The 24727-nt window shown below is 61.5% G+C and carries 24 protein-coding genes; 18 read left to right on the top strand and 6 right to left on the bottom strand.

Annotated elements, in window-relative coordinates:
• Positions 1 to 64 precede the first annotated feature (64 nt).
• The 12 genes from ACZCWR_RS30785 (at position 65) to ACZCWR_RS30730 (ending at position 10581) form a co-directional block, all read left to right on the top strand.
• A complete protein-coding gene (locus ACZCWR_RS30785; protein WP_487305447.1) occupies positions 65 to 1330 on the top strand; it encodes an MFS transporter in 1266 nt (421 codons plus the stop codon).
• A 5-nt stretch (positions 1331 to 1335) separates the two neighbouring features.
• Positions 1336 to 2523, top strand: a complete 1188-nt coding sequence (locus tag ACZCWR_RS30780; protein WP_487305446.1) for an alpha-hydroxy acid oxidase — start codon at positions 1336 to 1338, stop codon at positions 2521 to 2523.
• Positions 2524 to 2550: 27 nt separating this feature from the next.
• Entirely contained in the window at positions 2551 to 3387 is an 837-nt protein-coding gene (locus ACZCWR_RS30775) for a phytanoyl-CoA dioxygenase family protein (RefSeq protein WP_487305445.1), read from the top strand.
• Positions 3384 to 4490 carry a zinc-binding dehydrogenase gene (locus tag ACZCWR_RS30770; protein ID WP_487305444.1) on the top strand — a complete coding sequence of 369 codons (1107 nt, stop codon included), beginning with the start codon at positions 3384 to 3386 and terminating at the stop codon, positions 4488 to 4490. The genes ACZCWR_RS30775 and ACZCWR_RS30770 overlap by 4 nt, the downstream gene beginning before the upstream one ends.
• A 17-nt stretch (positions 4491 to 4507) precedes the next feature.
• Positions 4508 to 5497, top strand: a complete 990-nt coding sequence (locus ACZCWR_RS30765; protein ID WP_487305443.1) for an alpha/beta fold hydrolase — start codon at positions 4508 to 4510, stop codon at positions 5495 to 5497.
• Between the two features lie 24 nt (positions 5498 to 5521).
• Positions 5522 to 6538, top strand: a complete 1017-nt coding sequence (locus ACZCWR_RS30760; protein WP_487305442.1) for a GntR family transcriptional regulator — start codon at positions 5522 to 5524, stop codon at positions 6536 to 6538.
• Between the two features lie 52 nt (positions 6539 to 6590).
• Positions 6591 to 7733 carry an iron-containing alcohol dehydrogenase gene (locus ACZCWR_RS30755; protein ID WP_487305441.1) on the top strand — a complete coding sequence of 381 codons (1143 nt, stop codon included), beginning with the start codon at positions 6591 to 6593 and terminating at the stop codon, positions 7731 to 7733.
• 165 nt (positions 7734 to 7898) lie between these two features.
• Positions 7899 to 8291, top strand: a complete 393-nt coding sequence (locus ACZCWR_RS30750) for a hypothetical protein (protein ID WP_487305440.1) — start codon at positions 7899 to 7901, stop codon at positions 8289 to 8291.
• 117 nt (positions 8292 to 8408) lie between these two features.
• Entirely contained in the window at positions 8409 to 8612 is a 204-nt protein-coding gene (locus ACZCWR_RS30745) for a hypothetical protein (RefSeq protein ID WP_487305439.1), read from the top strand.
• Between the two features lie 102 nt (positions 8613 to 8714).
• Complete coding sequence (locus tag ACZCWR_RS30740; protein ID WP_487305438.1) at positions 8715 to 9614, top strand: urea transporter; 900 nt, start codon at positions 8715 to 8717, stop codon at positions 9612 to 9614.
• A complete protein-coding gene (locus tag ACZCWR_RS30735; protein ID WP_487305437.1) occupies positions 9592 to 10368 on the top strand; it encodes a class II aldolase/adducin family protein in 777 nt (258 codons plus the stop codon). Before ACZCWR_RS30740 ends, ACZCWR_RS30735 begins: the two co-directional genes overlap by 23 nt.
• Positions 10369 to 10395: 27 nt before the next feature.
• A complete protein-coding gene (locus ACZCWR_RS30730) occupies positions 10396 to 10581 on the top strand; it encodes a 4-oxalocrotonate tautomerase (protein WP_008347661.1) in 186 nt (61 codons plus the stop codon).
• Between the two features lie 50 nt (positions 10582 to 10631).
• On the opposite strand, the gene ACZCWR_RS30725 is transcribed toward ACZCWR_RS30730, so the two are convergent.
• From ACZCWR_RS30725 to ACZCWR_RS30715, 3 genes are all read right to left on the bottom strand, one after another.
• On the bottom strand, positions 10632 to 12809 hold the full coding sequence (locus ACZCWR_RS30725; protein WP_487305436.1) for a malate synthase G: 2178 nt from the start codon (positions 12807 to 12809) through the stop codon (positions 10632 to 10634).
• A 123-nt stretch (positions 12810 to 12932) separates the two neighbouring features.
• A complete protein-coding gene (locus ACZCWR_RS30720) occupies positions 12933 to 13640 on the bottom strand; it encodes a UPF0149 family protein (protein WP_487305435.1) in 708 nt (235 codons plus the stop codon).
• A gap of 412 nt (positions 13641 to 14052) precedes the next feature.
• Positions 14053 to 15369, bottom strand: a complete 1317-nt coding sequence (locus ACZCWR_RS30715; RefSeq protein ID WP_487305434.1) for an MFS transporter — start codon at positions 15367 to 15369, stop codon at positions 14053 to 14055.
• A 156-nt stretch (positions 15370 to 15525) separates the two neighbouring features.
• Here ACZCWR_RS30715 and ACZCWR_RS30710 point away from each other — a divergent pair, with 156 nt between their 5' ends.
• Complete coding sequence (locus ACZCWR_RS30710) at positions 15526 to 16722, top strand: M20 aminoacylase family protein (protein WP_487305433.1); 1197 nt, start codon at positions 15526 to 15528, stop codon at positions 16720 to 16722.
• A 307-nt stretch (positions 16723 to 17029) separates the two neighbouring features.
• The gene (locus tag ACZCWR_RS30705) at positions 17030 to 17548 is read left to right on the top strand and encodes a DUF4019 domain-containing protein (RefSeq protein ID WP_487305432.1); all 519 of its coding nucleotides are present in this window, start codon (positions 17030 to 17032) and stop codon (positions 17546 to 17548) included.
• Between the two features lie 7 nt (positions 17549 to 17555).
• Here the strand turns inward: ACZCWR_RS30705 and ACZCWR_RS30700 are convergent, their stop codons facing one another.
• The gene (locus ACZCWR_RS30700; protein ID WP_487305431.1) at positions 17556 to 17861 is read right to left on the bottom strand and encodes a high-potential iron-sulfur protein; all 306 of its coding nucleotides are present in this window, start codon (positions 17859 to 17861) and stop codon (positions 17556 to 17558) included.
• A gap of 289 nt (positions 17862 to 18150) precedes the next feature.
• Here ACZCWR_RS30700 and ACZCWR_RS30695 point away from each other — a divergent pair, with 289 nt between their 5' ends.
• The gene (locus tag ACZCWR_RS30695; RefSeq protein WP_487305430.1) at positions 18151 to 18273 is read left to right on the top strand and encodes a hypothetical protein; all 123 of its coding nucleotides are present in this window, start codon (positions 18151 to 18153) and stop codon (positions 18271 to 18273) included.
• 828 nt (positions 18274 to 19101) lie between these two features.
• Positions 19102 to 20232 (top strand): IS481 family transposase, encoded by a 1131-nt coding sequence (locus ACZCWR_RS30690; RefSeq protein ID WP_487301204.1) that lies wholly within the window; start codon positions 19102 to 19104, stop codon positions 20230 to 20232.
• 170 nt (positions 20233 to 20402) lie between these two features.
• On the opposite strand, the gene ACZCWR_RS30685 is transcribed toward ACZCWR_RS30690, so the two are convergent.
• Both ACZCWR_RS30685 and ACZCWR_RS30680 read right to left on the bottom strand, forming a co-directional pair.
• Positions 20403 to 20531: an MFS transporter small subunit gene (locus ACZCWR_RS30685; RefSeq protein WP_487305429.1), complete on the bottom strand. Its 129-nt coding sequence runs from the start codon at positions 20529 to 20531 to the stop codon at positions 20403 to 20405.
• Between the two features lie 31 nt (positions 20532 to 20562).
• The gene (locus ACZCWR_RS30680; RefSeq protein WP_487305428.1) at positions 20563 to 21960 is read right to left on the bottom strand and encodes an L-lactate MFS transporter; all 1398 of its coding nucleotides are present in this window, start codon (positions 21958 to 21960) and stop codon (positions 20563 to 20565) included.
• 500 nt (positions 21961 to 22460) lie between these two features.
• Between ACZCWR_RS30680 and adh the strand changes: the two genes are divergently transcribed.
• Both adh and ACZCWR_RS30670 read left to right on the top strand, forming a co-directional pair.
• On the top strand, positions 22461 to 23981 hold the full coding sequence (gene adh, locus ACZCWR_RS30675) for an aldehyde dehydrogenase (RefSeq protein ID WP_487305427.1): 1521 nt from the start codon (positions 22461 to 22463) through the stop codon (positions 23979 to 23981).
• 82 nt (positions 23982 to 24063) lie between these two features.
• Positions 24064 to 24453, top strand: coding sequence for a DUF779 domain-containing protein (locus ACZCWR_RS30670; protein WP_487305426.1), 390 nt, complete (start codon positions 24064 to 24066; stop codon positions 24451 to 24453).
• The last annotated feature ends 274 nt before the right edge of the window (positions 24454 to 24727 follow it).

The following is a 24727-nucleotide window of genomic DNA, read 5'->3' as shown; positions in this document are numbered from 1 at the left end:
ATTGGATTCATTGAACATTTTGTTCAAAACGAATCCACCCGGATCAGCCATCCAGGAGAAAACGATGGAGACACGCACGCGCTGGACCCTCGTCAGCTTGCTGTTCGTCGGCGGGGCGATCAGTTATCTCGACCGGGCGGCGTTGTCGATCACCGCGCCGCTCATCTCGAAGGAACTGCATCTCGATCCCGCGCAACTGGGCATCGTGTTTTCGAGCTTCTTCGTGGGGTACGCGCTGTTTTGCTTCGTCGGCGGCTATGCATCGGATCGATGGGGCCCGAAAGCCGTGCTTACCGTGTCGATGCTCGTCTGGTCGCTGTTCTGCGGCATGACGGCGGCGACGGTCGGCATCGCGAGTCTCTTGGTCGTGCGCGTGATCTTCGGCATGGGCGAGGGGCCGTTCTGCGCGAGCATCAACAAGCTGGTGTCGAACTGGTATCCGCGACAGCAGCAGGCGAGCGCGCTCGGGCTCGCGAATTCAGGCCAGTCGGTGGGCGCGGCGATTGCCGGGCCGATCGTCGGCTTTCTCGCATTGGCGACGAGTTGGCGCACGTCGTTCGTCATCATCGGCGCGGTGGGCGTGCTGTGGGTCGCCGCATGGCTGATGCTCGCGAAGGACAAGCCGTCGAAGCCCATCGAGGAAGCGCCCGAACTGCGCGCGCAGGATGTTTCCATGCTCGACGAGCGCAACGCGCCCGCGCCGCTTTCCAGCTATCTCCTGCGCCCCGCGATTCTTGCCACCGCGTTCGCGTTCTTCGGCTACGCGTACATCCTGTACTTCTTCCTCTCGTGGTTTCCGTCGTATCTGACGATGGCGCATCACCTGAGCATCCAAAAAATGGCGGTGGTCAGCGTGATTCCGTGGGCCGTTGGCGTCACCGGTCTGATCGCGGGCGGCATCGTGTGTGACTGGCTGGTGAAGAAAACCGGCCGCCCGATTTACTCACGCAAGCTCGTGCTCATCACGAGTCTCGGCGCGGGCGCGGTGTGCATCGGCGTGACGGGCGCGGTCACCGAACTGACGAGCGCGGTTGCGTTGATGGCCATTGCCGTGTTCTTCATGTATGCGTCGTTCAATACGTACTTCGCCATCGTGCTCGATACGGTGGAGAAGCGCCGCGTCGGCGCGGTCGGCGGCTTCGTGCATTTCATCGCGAATCTGGCGGGGATCGTGGCGCCTGCGCTGACGGGCTTTCTCGTCAAGTGGTCGGGCAACTTCACGAGCGCGTTTGTGCTGACGGGCATCATCGCGGCGCTGGGCGCGATCTTCGTCGCGGTGTTCGTGCGCGCGCCGAAAGCGAGCCTCGCCCTTCAACCCGAAATGGCGTGATGACCATGCGGCACTACGCGACCATCGAGGAACTGCGCGCCGTCGCGCAAAAGCGTGTTCCGCGCATGTTCTATGAATACGTCGATGCCGGTTCGTGGAGCGAATCGACCTATCGCGCCAATACCGACGACTTCGCGCAATTGCAATTCCGCCAGCGCGTGGCGGTGGATTTCAGCACGCGCAACCTCGCCACGACGATGATCGGCCAGCCCGTGTCGATGCCGGTTGCGCTCGCGCCCACAGGCATCGCCGGCATGCAGCACGCCGATGGCGAAATACTCGCGGCACGCGCGGCGCAGCGCTTCGGCGTGCCGTTCACGCTTTCGACCGTCAGCATTTGTTCCATCGAAGATGTCGCCGAACACACGCGCGCGCCGTTCTGGTTTCAGCTTTACATGATGAAGGATCGCGGCTTTATCGCGGACTTGATCGCGCGGGCGCGACGGGCACATTGTTCGGCGCTCGTGCTCACGCTCGATCTGCAAATGCAGGGGCAGCGTCACAAGGATCGCCGCAACGGTTTGTCCGCGCCGCCGCGTCTGACGCCGCGCAATCTCGCGCATCTCATGCGTTATCCGCGTTGGTGCGCGGGCATGTTGCGCACGCCGCGCCGCAGCTTCGGCAATATCGTGGGACATGCGCCGGGCGTGACCGGCATCGCGTCGATGGCGGACTGGGCCGCGAAGCAGTTCGACCCGACGCTCACGTGGAACGATATCGACTGGATACGCGAACGCTGGGGCGGCAAGCTCATCCTCAAAGGCATTCTCGATGAAGACGATGCCCGTGTCGCGCGCGATGTCGGCGCGGATGCCATCGTCGTGTCGAATCACGGCGGACGGCAACTCGACGGCGCGCCATCCACCATTTCGATGATGCCGCGCATCGCGCAAGCCGTGCATGGCGAGATCGAATTGCACATGGACGGCGGCATCCGTTCGGGACAGGATGTGCTGAAGGCGCTCGCGTGCGGCGCGCATGCAGTCTACGTGGGCCGCGCGTTTCTTTACGGTCTGGGCGCGGAAGGCGAGGCGGGCGTCACGCGCTGCCTCGAAATCATCCGCGATGAACTGGACATGACGATGGCGCTCGCCGGCAACACGGACGTGCGCGCAATCGATGGCCGCGTGCTGCGCGCAGGCGGTTTCACGCGTCCCGACGATGCCGCGCCCGTCCATATTCAGGCGGCCTGACGAATTTCAAATTAAGGAGACTCGAACATGCTGAAGTCGTTGACACCCGATCAAATCGAGCATTTCCGCAAGTTCGGCTATGTCGCGCCGATCCGCGTCATGTCGGAGGAAAGCGCGCTGGAACTGCGCAAGCGTCTGGAAGATTTCGAGCATTCGAGCAGCCCGCTCAAGAAGAAAGCGCTGCACGTCAAGAGCCATTTGCTGTTCTCGTGGCTCAACGAACTCGTGCGCAGCGACAAAGTAGTCGATGCCGTGGACGATCTGTACGGCGGCAATCTGCTGGTCTGGGCGAGCAGCTTCTTCATCAAGAACGGTCACGATCCGGCGTTTGTCTCGTGGCATCAGGATTCGACGTACTGGGGCTTGTCGCAGCCGGATGTGGTCACCGCATGGGTGGCGTTGTCGGAAAGCAATCGCGCGAACGGTGCGATGCAGGTTGTCCCCGGCACGCATCTGATGGATCAGATTCCGCATCGCGATACCTTCAACGAACACAACCTGCTCACGCGCGGTCAGGAAGTTGCGGTGGACGTGGACGAATCGCGCGCCGTGTCGATCGAGCTTTCGCCGGGCGAGATGTCGCTGCATCACGTTCGGATCGTGCATGGTTCGCCGCCGAACGAATCGCCGAACCGGCGCATCGGTTATGCGATCCGCTATATCCCGACCTATGTGCGTCAACTCGAAGGCGACGACAGCGCCACGCTCGTGCGCGGCGTCGATACGTTCAACACTTTCGAGCACGAACCGCGTCCGACCGAAGACCTCGATCCCGCGTTTGTCGCGCTGCATCAGAAGATCGGCGAGCGCAATCTGAATATTCTGTACAAGGGCGCGGCGCAAAGCTCCGAAGGCCGTCGATGAAGCTCGCTTTTCAAGCCGCGTTGATGGAGCGCACCGGCGAGCCGTTGCGCATCGCGCGTGTCTCGGTGGGCAATCTCGCCGATACCGATGTGATCGTGCGCGTGAAGGCCGCGAGCCTGTGTCATACGGACCTCGAAGCCATGCGCGGCGATCTGCGCACGCCGCTGCCGTTCGTGCCGGGTCACGAGGCGGCGGGCGTCGTCGAATGGATCGGCAGCGCGGTGACGAAAGTGAAGCTCGGCGATCATGTGGTGATGTCGTGGAATCCGCATTGTGGCGAATGCTTTTACTGCGCGCGGCAAAAGCCGATTCTGTGTCAGCCGTATCGCGAACGCACGCCGCAGGCGTTTCATTTCGATGGCAAACCGCGTTTGTTTCTCGATGACGGCACGCCCGTGCATCAGCTTGCTTACATGGGCAGCTTCGCGGAATGCTGCGTGGTGTCCGAAGACTGCGCGGTCCCCGTGCCTCACGCGATGCCGTTCGACCGCGCGTGCCTCATCGGCTGCGGCGTGATGACGGGCTTCGGCGCGGCGACGAACATCGCGGAAGTCGAAGCGGGCAGCACGGTTGCGGTGATCGGTTGCGGCGCGGTCGGCTTGTCCGCCATTCAAGGCGCGAAGCACGCGGGCGCGGCGCAGATCGTCGCGGTGGATCGCGCGCCGGACAAGCTCGCGATGGCGCGCGCCGTCGGCGCGACGCATGCGTTCATCGCGGACGATAAGTTGATCGCGTCGCTCAACGAAATCACGCAGCAGCGCGGCGCGGATGTCGTGATCGAATCGGCGGGAAACCGGCATTCGCTTCGGAGCAGCGTGGAACTCACGCGGCCCGGCGGTCAGCTTGTCTGGCTCGGGAAATTGCCTGCCGACGAAGACGCGTCGTTCCGCTGGGGCGCGTTGATGGGCGAGAAGCGCATCGTCCGGTCGAGTTATGGCGGCGCGCGGCCCGAACGCGATTTTCCGATGCTGGCAAACGCGTATCTCGACGGCACGCTCAAGCTCGATGAATACGTCACTTCGCGCATCACGCTCGATCGCGTGAACGAAGGCATGCAGCGGCTCGCGGCCGGTGCGGACGTGCGTGCGGTGATCGAATTTTGAACACGCGCCATCCCGACATGCAGCCTGGCTGGATCGATGCGCCGCACTCTAGCGCATCGCTCGGGCGTTTCGTGCTCGAATCGGGCGAGCATATCGAGGATTGCACGCTGTCGTATGTCGTCCACGGCGATATCGACGACCGTTCGCGGCCCGTCGTGCTCGGTCTGTGCGCGATCGGCAGCACGCATCACCGGCTCGATTTCCTGATCGGCGCGGGACGTGCGTTCGATCCTTCGCGCGTGACGATCATCGTCGTCGATGCGCTCGGCAACGGTTTGTCCAGTTCGCCTTCCAATTCCGCAACGCAGGCGGGCGAGCGCTTCCCGCGCTTCACGATTCGCGACATGGTGCGCAGCCAGAAGGCGCTGCTCGATCAACTTGGCATCGATGGTGTGGATACGGTTGCGGGCGCATCGATGGGCGGCATGCAGGCGTTGCAGTGGGGCGTGCTGTATCCGCGCTTCATGCGTCGCCTGATCGCGCTCGTGCCGATGGCGAAAACCACGCCGTGGTCGCAGGCGATCAATCGTGCGGGACGGGCGGCGCTCGCTGCATCGGAATCGAAAAGTGACTGGAACGGATGGCTCGCCGTGATGCAAGTCATCGCGATGCGCACGCCCGAACGTTTCGCGCAGGACGTGTCACTTGCGGGCGGCACCGACGCATGGTTCGACAAGCGCGCCGCGTGGTTCCAGACGCAAAGGCTCGATCCGCAAGACTGGATCAGTCAGTCACATGCCTACGATGCCCACGATGTCGGCACCTCGCCCGGCTTCAACGGCGACACGGAACGCGCGCTCTCGAGCATCGAAGCGCGCACGCTGATCGCGGTGCCGGACATGGACCTTTACAATCCGGTAGAGGAAGGCGTGCGGGCCGCCCAATGCATTCGCGATGCGCGTTTGCTGCGCGTGCCGTCCGCGAGCGGACACATGATGGCGTCCGACGCCGATGCCGATGCTGCGCAGCAGTTGAACGCGGAGATCGCCACGTTCCTGCGCGCGTGAATGCACACACTTCGAAGCACTGCCATGAACGCGCCTATCGACGATATCACCCGTTCTGCTCCGACTGAAGCGGGCGGCTCAATCCAGCACCGCGCGTATCGGCTGTTGCGCGAGATGATCGAGGACGGCCGCATCGCGCCCGGCGAAAAGCTGCTCGAAGCGCAGGTCGCCAAGTCGTTTTGCATCAGCCGCTCGCCTGCGCGGATCGCGTTGGCGGCGTTGTGCGCGGACAAGATCATCGTCGAGAGCGAAGGGCGCGGGTATCGCGTGGCGGGCGCGATCGACGGTGCACGCGCGGGCAAGGCCGCCGTGCTGGATCGCGTCGAGATCACGAGCGAGCCGCAATGGCAGCGCATGTATGCCGAACTCGAACGCGAGTTGTGCACGCGTGTGCTGTTCGGTTCGGTGCGCATCACGGAAGAAGCGCTTGCGCAATACTTCGATGTGAGCCGTACGGTGGCGCGCGGCGTCATGGCGCGCATGCACAGCGTCGGCGCGTTGTCGAAGGATCGCAATGGGCACTGGATCGCGGAGCAGGTGACGCGCGAACGCATCGGCCATTTGTTCGAGATACGGCGCTTGCTCGAACCCGCCGCGCTGATGCAGGCCGCACCGCGCGCGCCGCGTGCGTTTCTCGAAGGCGTGCGCGAACGGTTGATCGATACGATCAACGCGAGCCATCGCGGCGGCGCGGAGATGGACATCGCCGAAACCGATCTTCATATCGATCTGCTCGCGCATTGCCCGAACAAGGAGATCGTGTTCGCGCTGGCGCGCACGCAAGTGCTTTTCGTGCCGACGCGCTATCTCAGCGATCCTTATCTTCAGATTCCCGATCAGCTCATCAGCGATGCCTTCACCGAGCATTTGCAGATCGTCGATTTCATTCTCGCGGGCAAGCCCGAACGCGCCGCGCAGACCTTGCAGGCGCATATCGGCGAGGCCGACACGCGCTGGATGCTGCGCTTCGAAATCGTCAGAAGGCTCACGCAGCCGGCTTTGCCGCCGTATCTTTCGCCGCTCGGCGTGAGTGAGGAATGAAGCAGCCGCTTATACTTGGGTTCCCTCGTCCCGCCTGAACCTTCAGCCATCCATGTCCCTCATCAACTACATCACGCAGATTCAATTCGACTTCGGCGCGCTGCGTCTGCTTGCAAGCGAATGCGAGCGTCTGGGCATACATCGTCCGTTGATCGTGACGGATGCAGGCATCCGCGCGGCCGGATTGCTCGACCGTGTGACCGATGCACTCGGCGCGGCAGGCGCACAGACGCCCGTGTTCGATGCAACGCCGCCGAACCCGAACGAAGCCGCCGTGCGCGCCGCCGTCGCCATGTACCTCGAACACAATTGCGATGGCGTGATCGCGGCAGGCGGCGGTTCGTCGATCGATCTGGCGAAAGGCGTGGCCGTGTGCGCGACGCACGAAGGGCCGCTGGTGAGCTTCGCGGTGATCGAGGGCGGGCTGGCGCGCATCACGGCGAAGACCGCGCCGGTGATCGCCATTCCGACGACCGCGGGCACCGGCAGCGAAGTCGGGCGCGGCGCGATCCTCATTCTCGACGATGGCCGCAAGGTCGGCGTGATCTCGCCGTACGTGGTGCCGAAGCTCGCCATCTGCGACCCCGAACTCACGCTCGGCCTCCCGCCCATGCTCACCGCCGCGACCGGCATGGACGCCATCGCGCATTGCCTCGAAACGTTCATGGCGCCGGTGTTCAACGCACCCGCCGATGGCATCGCGCTCGACGGATTGTGGCGCGCGTGGCGGCATATCGAACGCGCGACCCGCGACGGTTCCGACCGTGACGCGCGCTGGAACATGATGAGCGCATCGATGCAAGGCGCGCTCGCGTTTCAAAAGGGCCTAGGCTGCGTGCACAGTCTTTCGCATTCGCTGGGCGGCATCAATCCGAAGCTGCATCACGGCACGCTCAACGCCATCTTCCTGCCTGCGGTCATCGCGTTCAACAGCAGCGCCCCGTCGATGCGCGACGAAGGCAAGCTCGACCGCATGGCGCAGGCAATGGGCCTTTCGCGCGGCGATGAAGTCGGCGAAGCAGTGCGCGCCATGACCGCGAAGCTCGGCTTGCCGCGCGGTCTCGCGGAACTGGGCGTCACGCGCGAGATGTTCCCGCGCATCATCACGAACGCGCTCAAGGATCACAGCCATAAGACGAATCCGCGCGATGCATCGACCGAGGACTACGAAACGATGCTCGAAGCATCGCTCTGAATCCCATGATTGTTTCGCAGGCGTGCTTATCGGACTGCGAAGTTCAATCCTCTGCATTGGGAAGCGCACGCAAGCCGTGCGGCCACGCTTGATCTGGTCGCACGACGAACTATCCTGAATCAGTCTTTAAACGAGGCGGCACCATCCTTACGCGTTGCAAGGTACGTGAGGATCAAGCCGCCGCTGATTGGATACGTGGGCTTCATCATGGGAAGCGTTATCGGGATCGGTCCCGACCCGCACGGGGTATCGGCGCTTCGACGCGTGCGCATGGCACGTGTGACGCACGGGAGAGCGCTTTTCTTCCGCGCCGAGGCGAAGCGCCTGGGCCTCGGCCCGACCGTCTGGTCTTCCGACGAACATATCTTCGACCTGTTCCACAAGGTCATGTGCCGGTTTCGCCGCGGATGCTGCGAAGCGGGACGCGCCATGCCCAGCCGTCCCAAACTTAATTTCATCATCCTGAAGATTCTGGAATTCAGCGAGGCAGCGGGGATGGAAAATGCCAGTGCGTTGATCGATTTCGAGGTGCAGGAATATCTCGACTACGAATCGTAAGGTTAGCGGGCGGCGCGGCGTTTGGCGTGGCTGCAACACGATTTGCGGCGTTGCACCAAATACCTAGGGAAAACCCGCACACAATGTTACAATGGCGCCTTGACTGAGGAACGAATCATGCGCCGCCGCTACGAAGTACTTGAAAAGATTGCTTTTTCTCTGCTGACAATGTCCGCCGTGGTCGATGCCAGCTACATCACGTGGGAAAAGCACCCCAATTTTCGCGAGAACGTCACCGAAATCGTGAAGATGAGTTCGGATTTGAGCTACGCGAACCCGAACGGCGAAGGCACGCCGCTGGTTCCGATGGCGTTCAACTGATCGACTCGGGTTTGATCCTGCGATAACCGTTATTCGGCCCGCCATCTCCCGGCGCGCGCCTGTTGCACTATGCTGGCGGCTCCTTCAGCCGAGCCGCCGCGCATGTCCACCGCTTTTCATTCCCACGCTCATCCGGGCGAACAGATCCGCAGTTTCGCTCGCGCCATCGGGCAGATCGTCCTGCAGCGCAATGCCGCGACGGGCGTGTTTCTGCTGCTCGCCGTGCTGTGCGCGAGTCCTCGGCTTGCCTGCGGACTGCTGATCGGCACGCTCACCGGCAATGTCATCACCGCCCTGACTCAGGACGACGAATCGCCCGCGTTTCGCGACGACTTGTACGGCTTCAATGGCGCGCTCGCATCGCTGGCGGCGTTCGCTTTCATCGGCGACGATTCGCAGGCGGCGGCGGTTGCGATCGTCGCGGCCATCGGTGCGACCGTGCTCGCGGGCAGGCTCGCGCACTGGCTCTCGCGTCACGCGTTGCCGGTCTTCTCCGCTCCGGCGATCATCGTCACATGGTGCTGGCTGCCGTTCTTTTCCAGCCGGGGCGATACCGGCACGATTCCCCCCGTTTCCGCCGACTGGCGCGCGCTGATCGAAGCCGCGTTCGCCGGTCTCGCGCCGATTCCCTTCGCGACCGGCGCGCTGGCGGGCGGGTTGATCGCGCTGGGATTGTTCGCCGCGTTGCCATCGCGTGCGGGATGGGCGCTGGCGGGCAGTGCGCTCGGCGCGGCGCTGCACGCACTCGCGGGCGCGAGCGATGTCGTCGTGCTCTCCGGCGCGTGCGGCTTCAACGCGGCGCTGGCGGCGCTCGCTGCCGCACCGCTCGGCAGGCGCTTTGCGATTGCAGCCGTGGTCATCGCGGTGATGTTCGAATACGTGATCGATTGTCTGGGCGTGCGCGCGCTGACCGCGCCTTTCGTGCTCGCTTCGTGGACTACCATTGCGCTTGCCCGACTGTCGAGACAAGGAGACACCCATGTCGTTCACCCACACGCCTGAGCGCAGGATCGCGGAAAGCGGGCCGCGCTCGGATGCCGAACTCGCCACGCGCGCCGATCTCGCGGCGGCGTATCGTCTGGTCGCGCTCAACGGCTGGGACGATGTCGTCTACACGCATATTTCCGCGAGCGTGCCGGGCGAGCCGGGGCGCTTTCTCATCAACCCGTTCGGGCTGTCGTTCGATGAAGTCACGGCCAGCAATCTCGTGAAGATCGATATCGATGGCAACGTGATCGGCGAGCGCACGCATCCCGTGAACGCGACCGGCTTCGCGCTGCATGCCGCCGTCCACGCCGCCCGCGACGATGCCCTGTGCGTGATGCATCTGCATGTGATCGAAGCGATCGCGGTATCCGCGCAGCCGCACGGTCTCTTGCCCGCCTCGCAGCACGCGATGCGTTTTCACGGTCATCTCGCGTATCACGATTACGAGGGCCTCGCGTTCTCGCCCGCCGAAGGGCAACGGCTCGTCGCGAGTCTGGGCGCGCATCGCGCAATGCTTCTGCGCAATCACGGACCGCTGACGCTCGGACGAACCATCGCCGAGGCTTATGTGCTGATGGATATGCTCGTGAAGGCGTGCGATATTCAGCTTCGCGCACTGGCGGGCGTGAGCAAGATGATCGTGCCGACGCCCGATGTCACCGCCCGCACCGCCGCGCAACTGCACGACGATGACGCCATCGAAGGCGCGCTCGAATGGCCCGCGCTGCTGCGCAGGCTCGATCGCATCGATCCTTCGTGGCGCGACTGAATCTTTACATCACAAGGAGAAAGGACCATGCCGACATTCAACATTCAACTGTTCGAAGGCCGCACGGTGGAAGAAAAGCGCAAGTTCGTCGAGGCGATCACGCGCACGACGTGCGAGACGCTCGGCTGCGAACCGGGCTCGGTGGATATCATCCTGACGGATGTAAAGCGGGAGAACTGGGCGACGGCGGGGAAGCTCTGGTCGGAGCAATGAAACGCGTGCAAACGCAGCGCGTGGCTGCGTTTGCACGTTTTAGACGTTGATTACGCCGATTCCTTCACCGCCAACCGGAACTTGTGCAATAACGGTTCCGTATAACCACTCGGCTGCGTGCGGCCTTCGAACACCAGCGCACACGCGGCCTTGAACGCGAACGAACTGTCGAACGAAGGCGACATCGGCGTATAGACCGGATCGGATTCGTTCTGCTTGTCGACCACGCCGGCCATGCGTTCGAGCGTCTGCTTCACCTGTTCTTCCGTGACGATGCCATGCCGCAGCCAGTTCGCCAGATGCTGGCTCGAAATGCGCAGCGTGGCGCGGTCTTCCATCAGGCCGACATCGTGAATATCCGGCACCTTCGAGCAGCCGACGCCCTGATCAACCCAGCGCACCACGTATCCGAGAATGCCCTGCGCGTTGTTCTCGATCTCGTTCTTGATCTCCTCGGCGGACCACTTCGGCTGATCGACGACGGGAATGGTCAGCAGACCGTCGAGCAACTGATTCTTCTGCGAATCGTAGTCCGTATCTTCCAGTTCCTCCTGAACCTGAAGCACATTGACCTTGTGATAGTGCAGCGCGTGCAGCGTGGCCGCGGTCGGTGAGGGCACCCAAGCGGTATTCGCACCCGCTTTCGGATGCGCTACCTTCTGCTCCAGCATCGCGTGCATGAGGTCGGGCATGGCCCACATGCCCTTGCCGATCTGCGCACGTCCGCGCAGACCCGTGTTCAGGCCGACCAGCACGTTGCTGCGCTCGTACGCCTGAATCCACGCGGAAGATTTCATGTCGCCCTTGCGCATCATCGGGCCGGCTTCCATCGACGAATGCATTTCGTCGCCGGTGCGATCCAGAAAGCCCGTGTTGATGAACGCAACCCGCGCCGCCGCCGCCGCGATACATGCCTTGAGGTTCACGCTCGTGCGGCGTTCCTCGTCCATGATGCCCATCTTGATGGTATGACGCGGCAGCCCGAACAAATCTTCCACGCGCGAGAACAGTTCGTCCGAGAACGCCACTTCGGCCGGCCCGTGCATCTTCGGCTTCACGATGTACACCGAACCCGTGCGCGAGTTCTTCTTGTTCTTCAGATCGTGCAGCGCGCCGAGCGTGGTCATCACCGCATCGAGGATGCCTTCGGGAATCTCGCGGCCGTCGCGGTCGAGCACGGCGGGATTCGTCATCAGATGCCCGACATTGCGGATGAACAGCAGCGAACGGCCGTGCAGCTTCAGCGTTTTAGAGCCGTCCGGCGAGGTGTATTCGCGGTCCGCGTTCATGCTGCGCGTGAAGCTCTTGCCGTTCTTCGTAACCTGTTCGGCGAGATTGCCCTGCATCAGCCCGAGCCAGTTGCGGTAAAGCTGTGTCTTGTCGGCGGCATCCACGGCAGCCACCGAATCTTCACAGTCGATGATCGTGCTCACCGCCGCTTCCATCAACACGTCCTTGACGTGCGCCGCATCCGTCTTGCCGATGGGACTGTTCGCATCGATCTGGATTTCGAAGTGCAGATCGTTGTGCTTGAGCAGGATGGCGTGCGGTTCCTTCGCATCGCCCTGATAGCCCGCGAATTGCTCGGGATTGGCAAGACCGCTCTTGCCGTCCTTCAGCGTGACGACGAGCGCGCCCTGTTCGACGCTGTACTTCGTGGCATCCGCATGCGAGCCGTGCGCGAGCGGCGCGTTGTCATCAAGGAAGGCGCGCGCATACGCGATCACCTTCGCGCCGCGCTTCGGATTGAACTGCGCGGTGCGCTCCGCGCCGTCGGTTTCGTCGATGGCGTCCGTGCCGTAGAGCGCGTCGTACAGGCTGCCCCAGCGCGCGTTCGCGGCGTTCAGCGCATAGCGCAGGTTCGAGAGTGGCACGACGAGCTGCGGCCCCGCCTGCTCGGCGATTTCGCGATCCACGTTAGCGGTCGTCGCGCGCACTTGCGCGGGCACCGGCACGATATAGCCGATCTCTTCCAGAAACTTGCGATACGCGCGCACGTCCTTCACAGGCCCCGGATTGCTGCGATGCCAGTTGTCCAGTTCCGTCTGCAGACGATCGCGCTCGGCCAGCAACGCGCGGTTTTTCGGGGCGAGGTCATGCACCAGCGCGTCGAATCCCTTCCAGAAAGCCGCGCTGTCGATGCCCGTGCCGGGAATGGCTTCTTCATCGACGAACTGGACGAGGCTCGGGGCGACCTTGAGGCCGTGTTGTTGGGTCATGTCGTTCATTGGGCACTCCGGCTGAGTGTGCTTGAGGCACAGGGGTTTGGGGTGGCTGGGCGATATGGTAGCGCGTTGGGCCGCGCTTCGAGGAAGGCTGAGCCGGCTTTTGCCCCGCACGGGGGTCCGGGCTCAATGCATGGTCGGCTTCGCCCCGCAGCATTGCTTGTACTTCTTCCCGCTGCCGCACGGGCATGGGTCGTTGCGCCCGATCTTGGGCTCCTCCCGGCGCATCTGCGCTTGCATGGCCTGCTCGTCGCGTGCCCGGCGAAAGGGCTCGAAATACGCGTATATCTGCGCCACGGCCATGGTCACCACGTTGAACAGTATGTCGCGCTCTTTGTCGGGGATGGGATACGTCCGGAGCTTCGGGTCCGGGTCGTCCTCGTGGTGCAGCATGAGAATGGGTTCCATCCAGACCCTGCGTTCTTCGGTTTCGAACAGCGGCGTCCAGTCGTCTTCCCGCAGCAGCACACCGCATATGAAGCCATGCGCCCAGTCGTTGCCGTGTGCTTTGCCGTGGTCGTCTTCCGCCAGAAGAAGCTGACGCGCGTCCGGATCGACCACCGCGCGTGTCATTTCGTCCGCCACCACGTTCCAATGCCTGAACAGCAGATCGAGGAGCTCCACCGCTTCCTGCTCGCTTTCAATAGAGATCTTGCCGCCCCAGATCTCGGGTACCCATTCGGTGGGTTTGATGAGCTCGGGACCGCACAGGAGCGCGGTGAAGAAGCCGTCGATGATCTCGAGATTCATCGCCGCGGGACCGAGCGACGCCAGAAATTCGTCGAGACGGTCGATCTCTTTGTCGTTAAGCGGTTGATTGAACTTTGCTTTCACGATGTGTCGGAACGCTGTAGAACGGGTTTGATGCCGAGAGTTCCGGGTCGATGGCGCTCACGGATGGAGCGACTATTTTACGCGGGTGGGCGGGGAGGGTGATTGGTGCCTTGATTTGCTTACGCCGTGACCCGTTGCAAAGAGACGCGGCTCAATACCCATTCAAACCCGCACAAGAACCGACAACAACGTCACCCCCACCGCCGCGAACGCCACCACCGCCACCAGCACAAAAACCAGCCGCACAATGATCTGCAAGACGTCGCTCCAAAAAAAATGGCCGCTTGCGCGGCCGGAAGGAGGGGTGGGTCGGTCAGGCTTCAGACTAAGGGCCGTCCCTTAAAACAAACTTAAGCGAACCGCGCCCACCCTTTCCTTCCGTTACACGAACGATGCCTCGTGTTCCAAAGCATCAGCGAAGGGCTTCACTATACCGGTCCCGCAGCGGAAGGATGGTGATGAGCGCCACCGCGCAGCCGAACATCACGTAATAGCAGATCGAAAGCGCGTCGCCGGTCGTCATGGTCAGCCAACTCACGATGGCGGGCGCGAAGCCGCCGAAGATCATCACCGCGACGTTGTAGCTCACGGAAATGCCCGTCGAACGCACGCTCGATGGCAGCAACTCCGAAATGAACGCCGGATAGCAGCCCTGGAAGATGCCGAGGTAAGTCATCAGCAAGGCCTGACAGACGATCAGCACCGGCAGCACCGGATGCGCCGTCAGCACGGAAAAGATCGGATAGGCGGTCACGAGCGCGAGCAGCAGCGCGGTCGTCATCAGCTTTTTGCGGCCGATGCGGTCCGACAGCTTGCCAAAGATCGGGCAGCAGAAGAGATACACCAGTGCGCCGATGCTCGAACTGACGAGGCCATCGGTCAGCGCCATGTGCAGCACGCGCGTCGCATGCGTCGGCAGATACAGCAGGAAAATGTATGTGCCGATGGTCCCGAACACCGTCAGCCCGAAGCCCGCGAGCACGGGCATCCAGTGCTTGGTGGCAGTATCGCGGATCGGGCTGGAAGAAAGCTCGTTCTTCTGCGCTTTCTCGACGAACACGGGCGATTCGTCCAGTTTCGAACGCAGATACAAACCGACCGGCACGATCATCAGGCCGATCACAAACGGAATGCGCCAGCCCCAGCTATTCAAATGCTCGGGACTCAGCGTGCGCGTGAGCACCGCGCCGAAAAAAGAACCGAGCAGGCTCGCCGCGGCCTGCGCGACCATCTGGAAACTGCCGAAGTAACCGCGCCGGTTGGCCGGTGCATATTCGACGAGAAACGCCGTCGCGCAGCCCACTTCGCCGCCTGCGGAGAAGCCTTGAATGAGCCGCCCGAGCAGCATCAGCAAAGGCGCGGCGATGCCGATGGACGCATACGTCGGCGCAAACGCGATGATCGCGATGCCCACCGCCATCAACGAGATAGTCAACGTGAGTGCCGACTTGCGCCCGACGCGGTCCGCCACCGCGCCCAGCACGATGCCGCCGAGCGGACGCGTCATGAAGCCGACGCCGAACGTGGCCCACGTGGCAAGCAGGGAAACCGTGGGACTGGTAGCCGGAAAATACAGTTTGGCGATGACGACAGCGAAGAAGCCATACACCATGAAGTCGAACCATTCGAGCGCGTTGCCGATGGTCGACACGACGATGGCTCGCCGGCCTGACATGGTGAGCGCGGCGTTGTGTTCTGCCGCGTGTGAGGCGGGTAGTGCGGTGCTCATCGTGGACGCTCCGGGCATGAAGTTCGAAAGAGATTACGCCTGGCTGAAATAAGAAAATATAGAATTTGCGTATCGATACCGGTATCGGTACGCACCCGATCATTCGTGAAAGGTATTTTTAAGCTTTAGATTTCGTCATCCTCAAGGGTCTACGCCATGTCCGTCATTCCTGAAATCGCCGAATCGCACGAAGCCATCAAGGCCATCCGCCGCGATATTCATGCGCACCCCGAACTCTGTTACGAAGAAGCGCGCACGGCGGATGTCGTCGCGAAAGCGCTCGAAAGCTGGGATATCGAAGTAACGCGCGGGCTTGGCAAGACGGGCGTGGTCGGCGTGTTGCGCAAAGGTGCGGGCAAGCGCGCCATCGGCCTGCGCGCCGACATGGATGCCTTGCCGATCCCCGAACAAAACACCTTCGCGCATGCCTCGCAGCACGAAGGCAAGATGCACGCGTGCGGCCACGATGGCCATACCGCCATGTTGCTCGGCGCGGCGCAATATCTGTCGAAGCACCGCGATTTCGATGGCACCGTGGTCTTCATCTTCCAGCCCGCCGAAGAAGGCGGCGGCGGCGCGAAAGCCATGATCGAAGACGATCTGTTCGAGCGTTTTCCCGTCGATGCCGTGTTCGCGCTGCACAACTGGCCGGGCATGGCGGCGGGCGAATTCGGCGCGCGCGTGGGCGCGACGCAGGCATCGAGCAACGAGTTCGAGATTCGCATCGAAGGCGTGGGCGCGCATGCGGCCATTCCGCACGATGGCGTCGATCCCGTGTTCACGGCGTTGCAGATCGGACTCGGCTTGCAGAGCATCGTGACGCGCAACAAGCGTCCGATCGATGCTGCCGTGCTCTCCATCACGCAAATGCGCGCGGGTCATGCCGTCAACGCCATTCCGACCACCGCGACGCTCGGCGGCACGGTGCGCACGTTCTCCGTCGAGGTGCTCGACCTGATCGAAACGCGCATGAAGGAGATCGTCATGGCGACGGCGGCGGCGTATCGCTGCAAGGCCGAAGTGGATTTCGTGCGCAACTATCCGCCGACCGTCAACACCGAGGCGGAAACGCACTTCGCGCTGGACGTGATGCGCGATATCGTCGGTGAGGCGCGCGTGACCCGCAATATCGACCCGACCATGGGCGCGGAAGACTTCTCCTACATGCTGATGGAGAAGCCTGGCTGCTATGCGTATATCGGCAATGGCACGGGTGGGCATCGCGATCATGGGCATGGCATCGGGCCGTGCATGCTGCATAACAGCAGCTACGATTTCAATGATGATGTGCTGCCGCTCGGCGCCACGTATTGGGTGAAATTGGTCGAGCGGTTTCTCTCGCGCGAGTCCTGAGTCCTGATTTCGGTCAGCAAAAGCGCGGGTTGGATTGCCAATGGCAGCCTCGAATCAAACGAAAAATAAAATCTTCGCCCGCGCTTTATCAATTGTTTCAAACGTGCTCAGCTATTGAGCGCTTCTCGATTGCTTAGTCAACCTGAATTCACTACATTGATCGTGACCGGATGACGGGCATGCCGCTCCGTGCCGGGCGCATGAACATGCCCGTTCGCCATTACAGCCGCCGAAACGCTCTCTTGCCTGCCGTCTCGAAAAAAGCGCGGGCTACAATCCGCGTCACGCAAGTGAAGGTTGAAACGTCATGAAATCAAGCAACATCAAAATCTGGCTGGCTGTGCTCTCGCTGATGTCGTTCGGCGCGGTGTCGGAAGCGCAGGAATCCATCGAGTACAAACGCGCGCAACAGGCGCAGCAGCAAGCGCCGCAACAAGGGCTCACGCGCGATCAACAGGCGGCGCTGGACAAGCAGGATCAGGACATCGCGCAGGTCGCGGCCACGATCGTGAAGATGATCGATCAGAACAAGGCCGGCGAAGTCTGGGATACGGGCTCGCCCATCGCGCAGAAAATCATCACGCGGCAGGACTTCATCGGCAAGGTGACGCATGACCGTGCCCCGCTCGGCATGCCGGGCCTGCGCATGCCGATGGGCGTGCGGCACCTGCGCTACGACGGTACGGGCAACATGCCTGCGGGCGCGTTCGTCAACGTGTCGTTCGATACGCAATTCAGCCAGGTGGGGCAGTCCGTTCACGAGAATGTGACCTTTATTCTCGATCAGGACAAGACCTGGCGCTTCGTCGGTTATTCGTTGCGTTGAGACGCGGTCACATGTTCGTGTAGGAACTGCACCAGCCGCGTCCGGCGACCGATTTGCCGTCGAACAGCGAGCAGCCGCCCCATGCGTCCGTGGACTTGCCCTGAAACAGCGAGCAGTTGCCGCATGTCTGACCGGCGACGTAGTTCGTGGCTTTCGTCTTGTCCACTTTCGATGCGTCCTCTGTGTAGGCAACGGCTTTCGCTGCCGGATCGGAGACTTTCAGATGCGGGGCGTCGGCACGGGCTTGCGTGAGCCAGAGCGTCGCGCCCGCGCTCATGCCGCATATCATGAAGTTTCGGCGGGATACGTTCATTTTGTCGAAGTCGCTTTTCTTTGTGGGGATGTGTGCGTGATGCGTTTAGTGCTGCGCACGCCAACGCCACGATACCCTAAGCTGTTCCTGCCAATCAAACAACGCATCGAACGTGCGATCGCTTTTCTTCGTTTAGCAAACGAGCAACTTCTTGTAAAACGTCTGTAACGCCGTTCATTGCGCCTTTTGTTTTTACACACCGTTAAACCTTTGCGCGTTGATGCCGTAATTCTGACCAGAAGAGTGAACCTCGCGGCTCAGGCTGCGATTTTGACGAAGGAGAATGACGGTGAGTGATGCAGATTGGTTGGCGACGGGGCTTTATCTGGCGATGCTGCTGTCGGGTGGCACGTTCTTTATGAGCACGCTGGCGCGGCGGACGTTGAGTAAGTTGAAGGAGCAGGGGCATTGATGTTTTTGCTGTCGCTGGTGAGGTGGGTTTTTTTGTTCTTTCGTGGAAGGGGCTTCTGTTGATTGGGCTTTTATTGCAGTAGCCGCCTCCCCGGCGGGGGGGTAACTTTCTTTGCTGCTGCAAAGAAAGTCACCAAAGAAAGCTTTTACCCCCATGCCCGCTGGCTGGAAAGTGTGGCCTGAATTAACCATACAGTGGCCGCAATAGGAAGTCCTTCGTTTGCCTAAGCAAATGGGCAACCTCGCGATTTCGCGCTCCAATCCTAAAGTCTTAGTGGACCGCATTCATTCATTCGGCCATGCGCTGCGCGCGCCGAGAGCGTAAGAACGGAATCCCGCAGCGTATCAGCGCCCAGCCACATCACGCCACATCGCACCTCTCCCATTGGGCCCAACCTTGGTAAGCGCTTCCGGGCAAAGCGCACCCACCAACGCCAGTCACCTTAAGTCGGAGCACTTACCAAGGTAGGACCGAATAGCAATCTTGCGGGGAAGCGTGAGGTGGCTGGGCGCTAATAGGCTGCGGGATTCCGTTCTTACGTTCTCGGCGCGCGTAGCGCATGGCCGAAAGAATGAACGCGGACCACTAACGCTAAAGAATTCGAGCGCGCAATCGCGAGGTTGCCTAAGCGGCTCGTGATATGTGGAAAGTCCTATTGCGGCCACTGCATCGGTTAATCCAGACCAACACTATCCAGCCATCGTGCCTGGGGTAAAAAGCTGCTTTCTTTGGTGCTTTCTTTGCAGCAGTGTATAGACGGGAGACATCGCTGACAAACGTACGAGGACATGGTTGACACTTTCGGGTACTGAAACCCCGGTGCCGACCATGACTTGGAACATAAAAGACACGATGAGCCTGCGACAAGAATTCGTTCATTTGGCCACTCAACACACCCTCACGATGACGGAGTTGTGCGAGCGCTTCAACATCAGCCGGCAGACCGGCTACAAATGGCTCAAGCGGGGCGAACAGGCGCTGGCCGATCGCTCGCGCCGTCCCGCCAGCAGTCCTTCGAAGAGTTCTGAGGCTATCGAGCAGGAAGTGGTTCGACTGCGTCTGGCCCATCCGTGCTGGGGCGGACGCAAAATCAGCCGACGCCTTCAGGATCTGGGCTTTGAAGGGGTGCCGCACCCCAGCACCGTGACTTCGATCCTGCATCGGCACCAACTCATCCTGCCGGCCGAGTCGGCGCGGAGCGAGCCCTGGAAGCGCTTTGAGCACGCGCAGCCCAACGCGCTCTGGCAGATGGATTTCAAGGGACACTTCGAGACGCTGGACAAGCAGCGCTGCAGTCCGCTGACCGTGCTCGATGACCATTCGCGCTTCAATATTCTGCTGCGTGCCTGTGGTCCGACCGACACCGCAGCCGTGCAGGCGGGGCTGTGCGAGGCGTTCGCACGGTATGGCTTGCCTGCGCGCATCAACACCGACAATGGTGCGCCGTGGGGCTCGCCCAGCAGTCCGGGGCAACTTACTGAACTGGCGGTGTGGCTGATCCGGCTGGACATCGGCATCAGCTACAGCCGGCCCTATCACCCGCAGACCAATGGCAAGGAGGAACGGTTTCACCGCACCCTGAAGGCCGAAGTCCTGAACGGGCGATGCTATGAGAACCTGGAGCGCGTGCAGACGGTGTTTGAGCGCTGGCGCATCGTCTATAACTGCGAGCGGCCGCACGAGGCAATCGGCATGGCCACCCCCGAGAGCCGTTATCGGGCAAGCTCGCGCGCGTATCCCTCCGTCCTGCCGGAGATCGAGTACAGCCCGGACGACGTGGTGATGAAGGTCAGATCGGGTGGGCGCGTGGACTTCGAAGGACGACGCATCAAGCTATCCAACGCGCTTTATGGGCTGCCGGTTGCGGCTCGTGCAAAGCCCGGTGAAGACGGGGTATTCGACTTCTGGTTTGCCCATCATCGGATACTGACACTTGACCTGAGGGACCCAAAAGCCTGACCATAAAACTGTCAACGATGTCCTCGTACATCTGTCAACCATGTCTCCGGTCTATACACAGCAGCAAAGAAAGTTACCCCCCCGCCGGGGAGGCGGCTACTGCAATAAAGACACAAACAGCAGCAGCCCCTTGCACGACAGGCGCGCGCCTACTCAAATACTCAAAACCCTCAATGAAACAGCTTAACCGCCTGCGTCAGCGTATTCGTCACCCCCCACGCCAGCGGAATCAGCACATAAAGCCAGAACAGCAGCATCAACCCTTTATTGGACGATGCACCTTCGGATCGCTCGTTCATGTCATCTGTCTCCTGTGAACGGGTCAGCGGATCAGCGCGCGTTCTGCGCCCCCGTGCTCATGTGATGTTTATCGTCAACACGCTTGATAAGCAGATTGCAGACGAACCCGATCACCAGCAGCGCCGCCATGATGTGCAGCGTCATGGTATAGGCATCCGCCTTGGCGACACCATGCGCCACTTCATACGCGCGGATGTAGTTCACCAGCACCGGCCCGGCGATGCCCGCCGCCGCCCATGCCGTCAGCAAGCGGCCGTGAATGCCGCCCACGAACGCCGTGCCGAACATATCCGCCAGATACGCGGGAATGGTCGCGAAGCCGCCGCCGTACATCGACAAAATCACGCCATACGCCAGCACGAACAACGCGATATTGCCCGCCTGCGCGAATTGCGGCACGAGAAAATACAGCACCGCGCCAAGCGCGAAAAACACGAAGTATGTGTTCTTGCGCCCGATCCAGTCCGATGCCGACGCCCACACGAACCGTCCGCCCATGTTGAACAGCGACAGCAGCCCGACGAAACCCGCCGCCGCGCCCGCCGTGATCGACGTCTTGAAACTCTCCTGAATCATCACCGAAGCCTGCCCGAGCACGCCGATGCCCGCCGTCACGTTGAGAAACAGCACGAGCCACAGCAGATAGAACTGCGGCGTCTTCAGCGCTTCGTCGATATGAACGTGGTTCTTCGTGATCATCTTGCTGGCCGTCGTCGGGGGCGTCCAGCCTGCGGGTTTCCAGTCGGCGGGCGGCACGCGGATGGCGAGCGCGCCGATGGTCATCGAGATGAAATAGAGCACGCCGAGCACGACGAACGTTTCCGCCACGCCCGCGCTGGTCGCGCTCTTGAAGTGGTTCATCAGCGCGACGGAGCCGGGCGCGGCGATCATCGCGCCGCCGCCGAAGCCCATGATCGCCATGCCGGTGGCCATGCCGCGGCGGTCCGGGAACCAGCGGATCAGCGTCGAAACCGGCGACACATAACCGAGCCCCAGCCCGATGCCGCCGATCACGCCATAGCCGAGATACAGCAGCACGATCTGATGCAGATAAACGCCCACCGCCGACACGAGAAACCCGCCGCCAAAACAGCACGCCGCCGTGAACATGGTGCGGCGCGGGCCGACCTTCTCCAGCCACTTGCCCGCGAACGCCGCCGACAACCCGAGAAACACGATGGCCAGCGAGAAGATCCAGCCGAGCGTGGTGAGCGTCCAGTCATCCGGCGCGGACTGCGTGATGCCGATGATCTTCGTCAGCGGCGCATTGAACACCGAAAAGGCATACGCCTGCCCGATGCACAAATGAACCGCGAGCGCGGCAGGCGGCACCATCCAGCGTGAAAAGCCGGGCTTGGCAATGGTGGCTTCCTTCGAGAAGAAGCCGTTCGGGCCGTGTGTAGGCCCGCGATCGACGGTACTGTTCATTGTGGTCTCCGTGGCGCGTCGTTACGAAGCCGCGCGCCTGTGTCGTTGCTTGTTTTTCAACCGAAGCGTGCGGGCAGTGCCGAACATGAGGCGAAGCGACATATGCGAAACCCAATACGCCACGGTTGCAAATGAACATAGACAAGTGCCGTGCGCTTTGCAATATGAACGCACGTGCCATAAGCGTTTGCCCGAATGAAAGCATGACGTTGTGCATTGCAATGCAAGCGTAATGATGACGACAGTTTGGACACTTGAACGATTGCATCGCCACGCGCCGGAACAGGTGTTTCGAATGTGAACAACCGGACTGAAACTGCCTTCATCGAGCGATGGAAGCGCGCACGCCGCCGCGCGTTACGCTGCAATGCTTTGCGTGATTCTTCGCCGTATATATCGCGTCATGGCATGGAACTCGCAGTCGTGGGTACGCGGCGGCGGGCATTCGCGGCATCGCCGCCGGAACATTTCCATGTCGACAATGCGAGGAGCACACAGCGATGAATCACGCAGAAATGCAGTTCCTGGGCACCGAATATCCGTACAAAAAGCAGTACGGCAACTTCATCGGCGGCAAGTGGGTCGCACCGGCCGGTGGTGAGTATTTCGACAACATTTCGCCGATCACGGGCGAGCCGTTCACCTCGATTCCGCGTTCGCGCGAAGCGGACATCGAAGCAGCGCTGGATGCGGCGCATGCCGCGAAGACCGCCTGGGGCCGCACGTCCGTCACGGACCGTTCGAACGTGCTGCTGAAGATTGCCGACCGCATGCAGCAGAACCTGCAACGCCTGGCGGTGGCGGAATCCATCGACAACGGCAAGCCGGTGCGCGAGACGATGGCGGCGGACATTCCGCTGGCGATCGATCATCTGCGTTACTTCGCGGCGGCGGCGCGCACGCAGGAAGGCGGCATCTCCGAAATCGATCACGACACGGTCGCGTATCACTTTCATGAGCCGCTTGGCGTGGTCGGGCAAATCATTCCGTGGAATTTCCCGATCCTCATGGCGATCTGGAAGCTCGCGCCGGCCATCGCCGCGGGCAATTGCGTGGTGCTGAAGCCGGCCGAGCAAACGCCTGCCTCCATTCTCGTGCTGCTGGAAGTCATCGAAGACTTGCTGCCGGCGGGCGTGCTCAACGTGGTGAACGGCTTCGGTCTGGAAGCGGGCAAGCCGCTCGCGTCGAGCAAGCGCATTGCGAAGATCGCGTTCACGGGCGAGACGACCACGGGCCGCCTCATCATGCAGTACGCGAGCCAAAACCTGATTCCGGTGACGCTGGAACTGGGCGGCAAGAGCCCGAACATTTTCTTCGACGATGTAGCGAGCGCCGACGACAGCTTCCTCGACAAGGCACTCGAAGGCTTCACCATGTTCGCGCTCAATCAGGGCGAAGTGTGTACGTGTCCGTCGCGCGCGCTGATTCAGGAATCGATGTACGAGCGCTTCATGGAACGCGCGCTCAAGCGTGTCGCTGCGATCTCGCAAGGTCATCCGCTCGACAGCAAGACGATGATCGGCGCGCAGGCATCGCAAGAGCAGTTGGAAAAGATCCTGTCGTATATCGATCTGGGCAAGCAGGAAGGCGCGGAATGTCTGACGGGCGGCGAACGCAACGCGCTCGATGGCGAACTGAAGAACGGTTACTACATCAAGCCGACCGTCTTCAAGGGCAACAACAAGATGCGCATCTTCCAGGAGGAGATTTTCGGGCCGGTGCTGTCGGTCACGACCTTCAAGACCGAGGAAGAAGCGCTCGAAATCGCCAACGACACGCTGTACGGTCTGGGTGCGGGCGTCTGGACGCGTGATGGCACGCGTGCTTATCGCTTCGGCCGTGCCATTCAGGCAGGTCGCGTGTGGACCAACTGTTATCACGCGTATCCGGCGCATGCGGCGTTTGGTGGCTACAAGCAATCGGGCATCGGACGTGAGAACCACAAGATGATGCTCGATCACTATCAGCAGACGAAGAACATGCTCGTCAGCTACAGCGACAAGCCGCTCGGGTTCTTCTGATCGACGGGTTGAGTTTGCCATCCGGCCGCCGCGTGCGCTTTGCATGCGGCGGCTTTTTGCCATTGACGAGAACGGGGAAATCATGAGCGAACAGGAAGTGCTGCGCGTGACCGCGACGCCTGCCGCGCTGGAACTGATCGGCAAGCTGCGGGCCGAACATGGCGATGTGCTGTTTCATCAGTCCGGCGGATGCTGCGACGGCAGCGCGCCGATGATGTTTCCGATCAAGGAGTTCATGGTCGGCGGCTCGGACGTGAAGCTGGGCGAGATTGGCGGCGTGTCGTTTTATATGAGCGATTCGCAGTTCGAATATTGGCAGCATACGCAACTCATCATCGATGCTGTGCCGGGGAATGGGGGTATGTTTTCGTTGGAGCGTCCGACGGGGTTGCGGTTTCTTACGCGGTCGCGGTTGTATAGCGATGAGGAGAATGCTTGGCTGGAGGGGCATCCGGTGGAGCATGCGGGGTGAGTTTGTTGTTTTGTCGTGGAAGGGGCTGCTGTTGTTTGTGCTTTTATTGCAGTAGCCGCCTCCCCGGCGGGGGGGTAACTTTCTTTGCTCTGCAAAGAAAGTCACCAAAGAAAGCAGCTTTTTACACCAGGCACGCTGGCTGGAGAGGGTTGGTCTGGATTAACGATGCAGTGGCCGCAATAGGATGTCCTACGTTTCGTTAAGCGCGTGGGCAACCTCGCGATTACGCGCTCGAATCCTTGAGGCTTAGTGGACCGCAATCATTCATTCGGCC

Source organism: Caballeronia sp. A2-2, assembly GCF_057612605.2.
The sequence above is the reverse complement of the archived record's forward strand: the minus strand, read 5'-3'. Positions and strand labels throughout refer to the sequence as shown.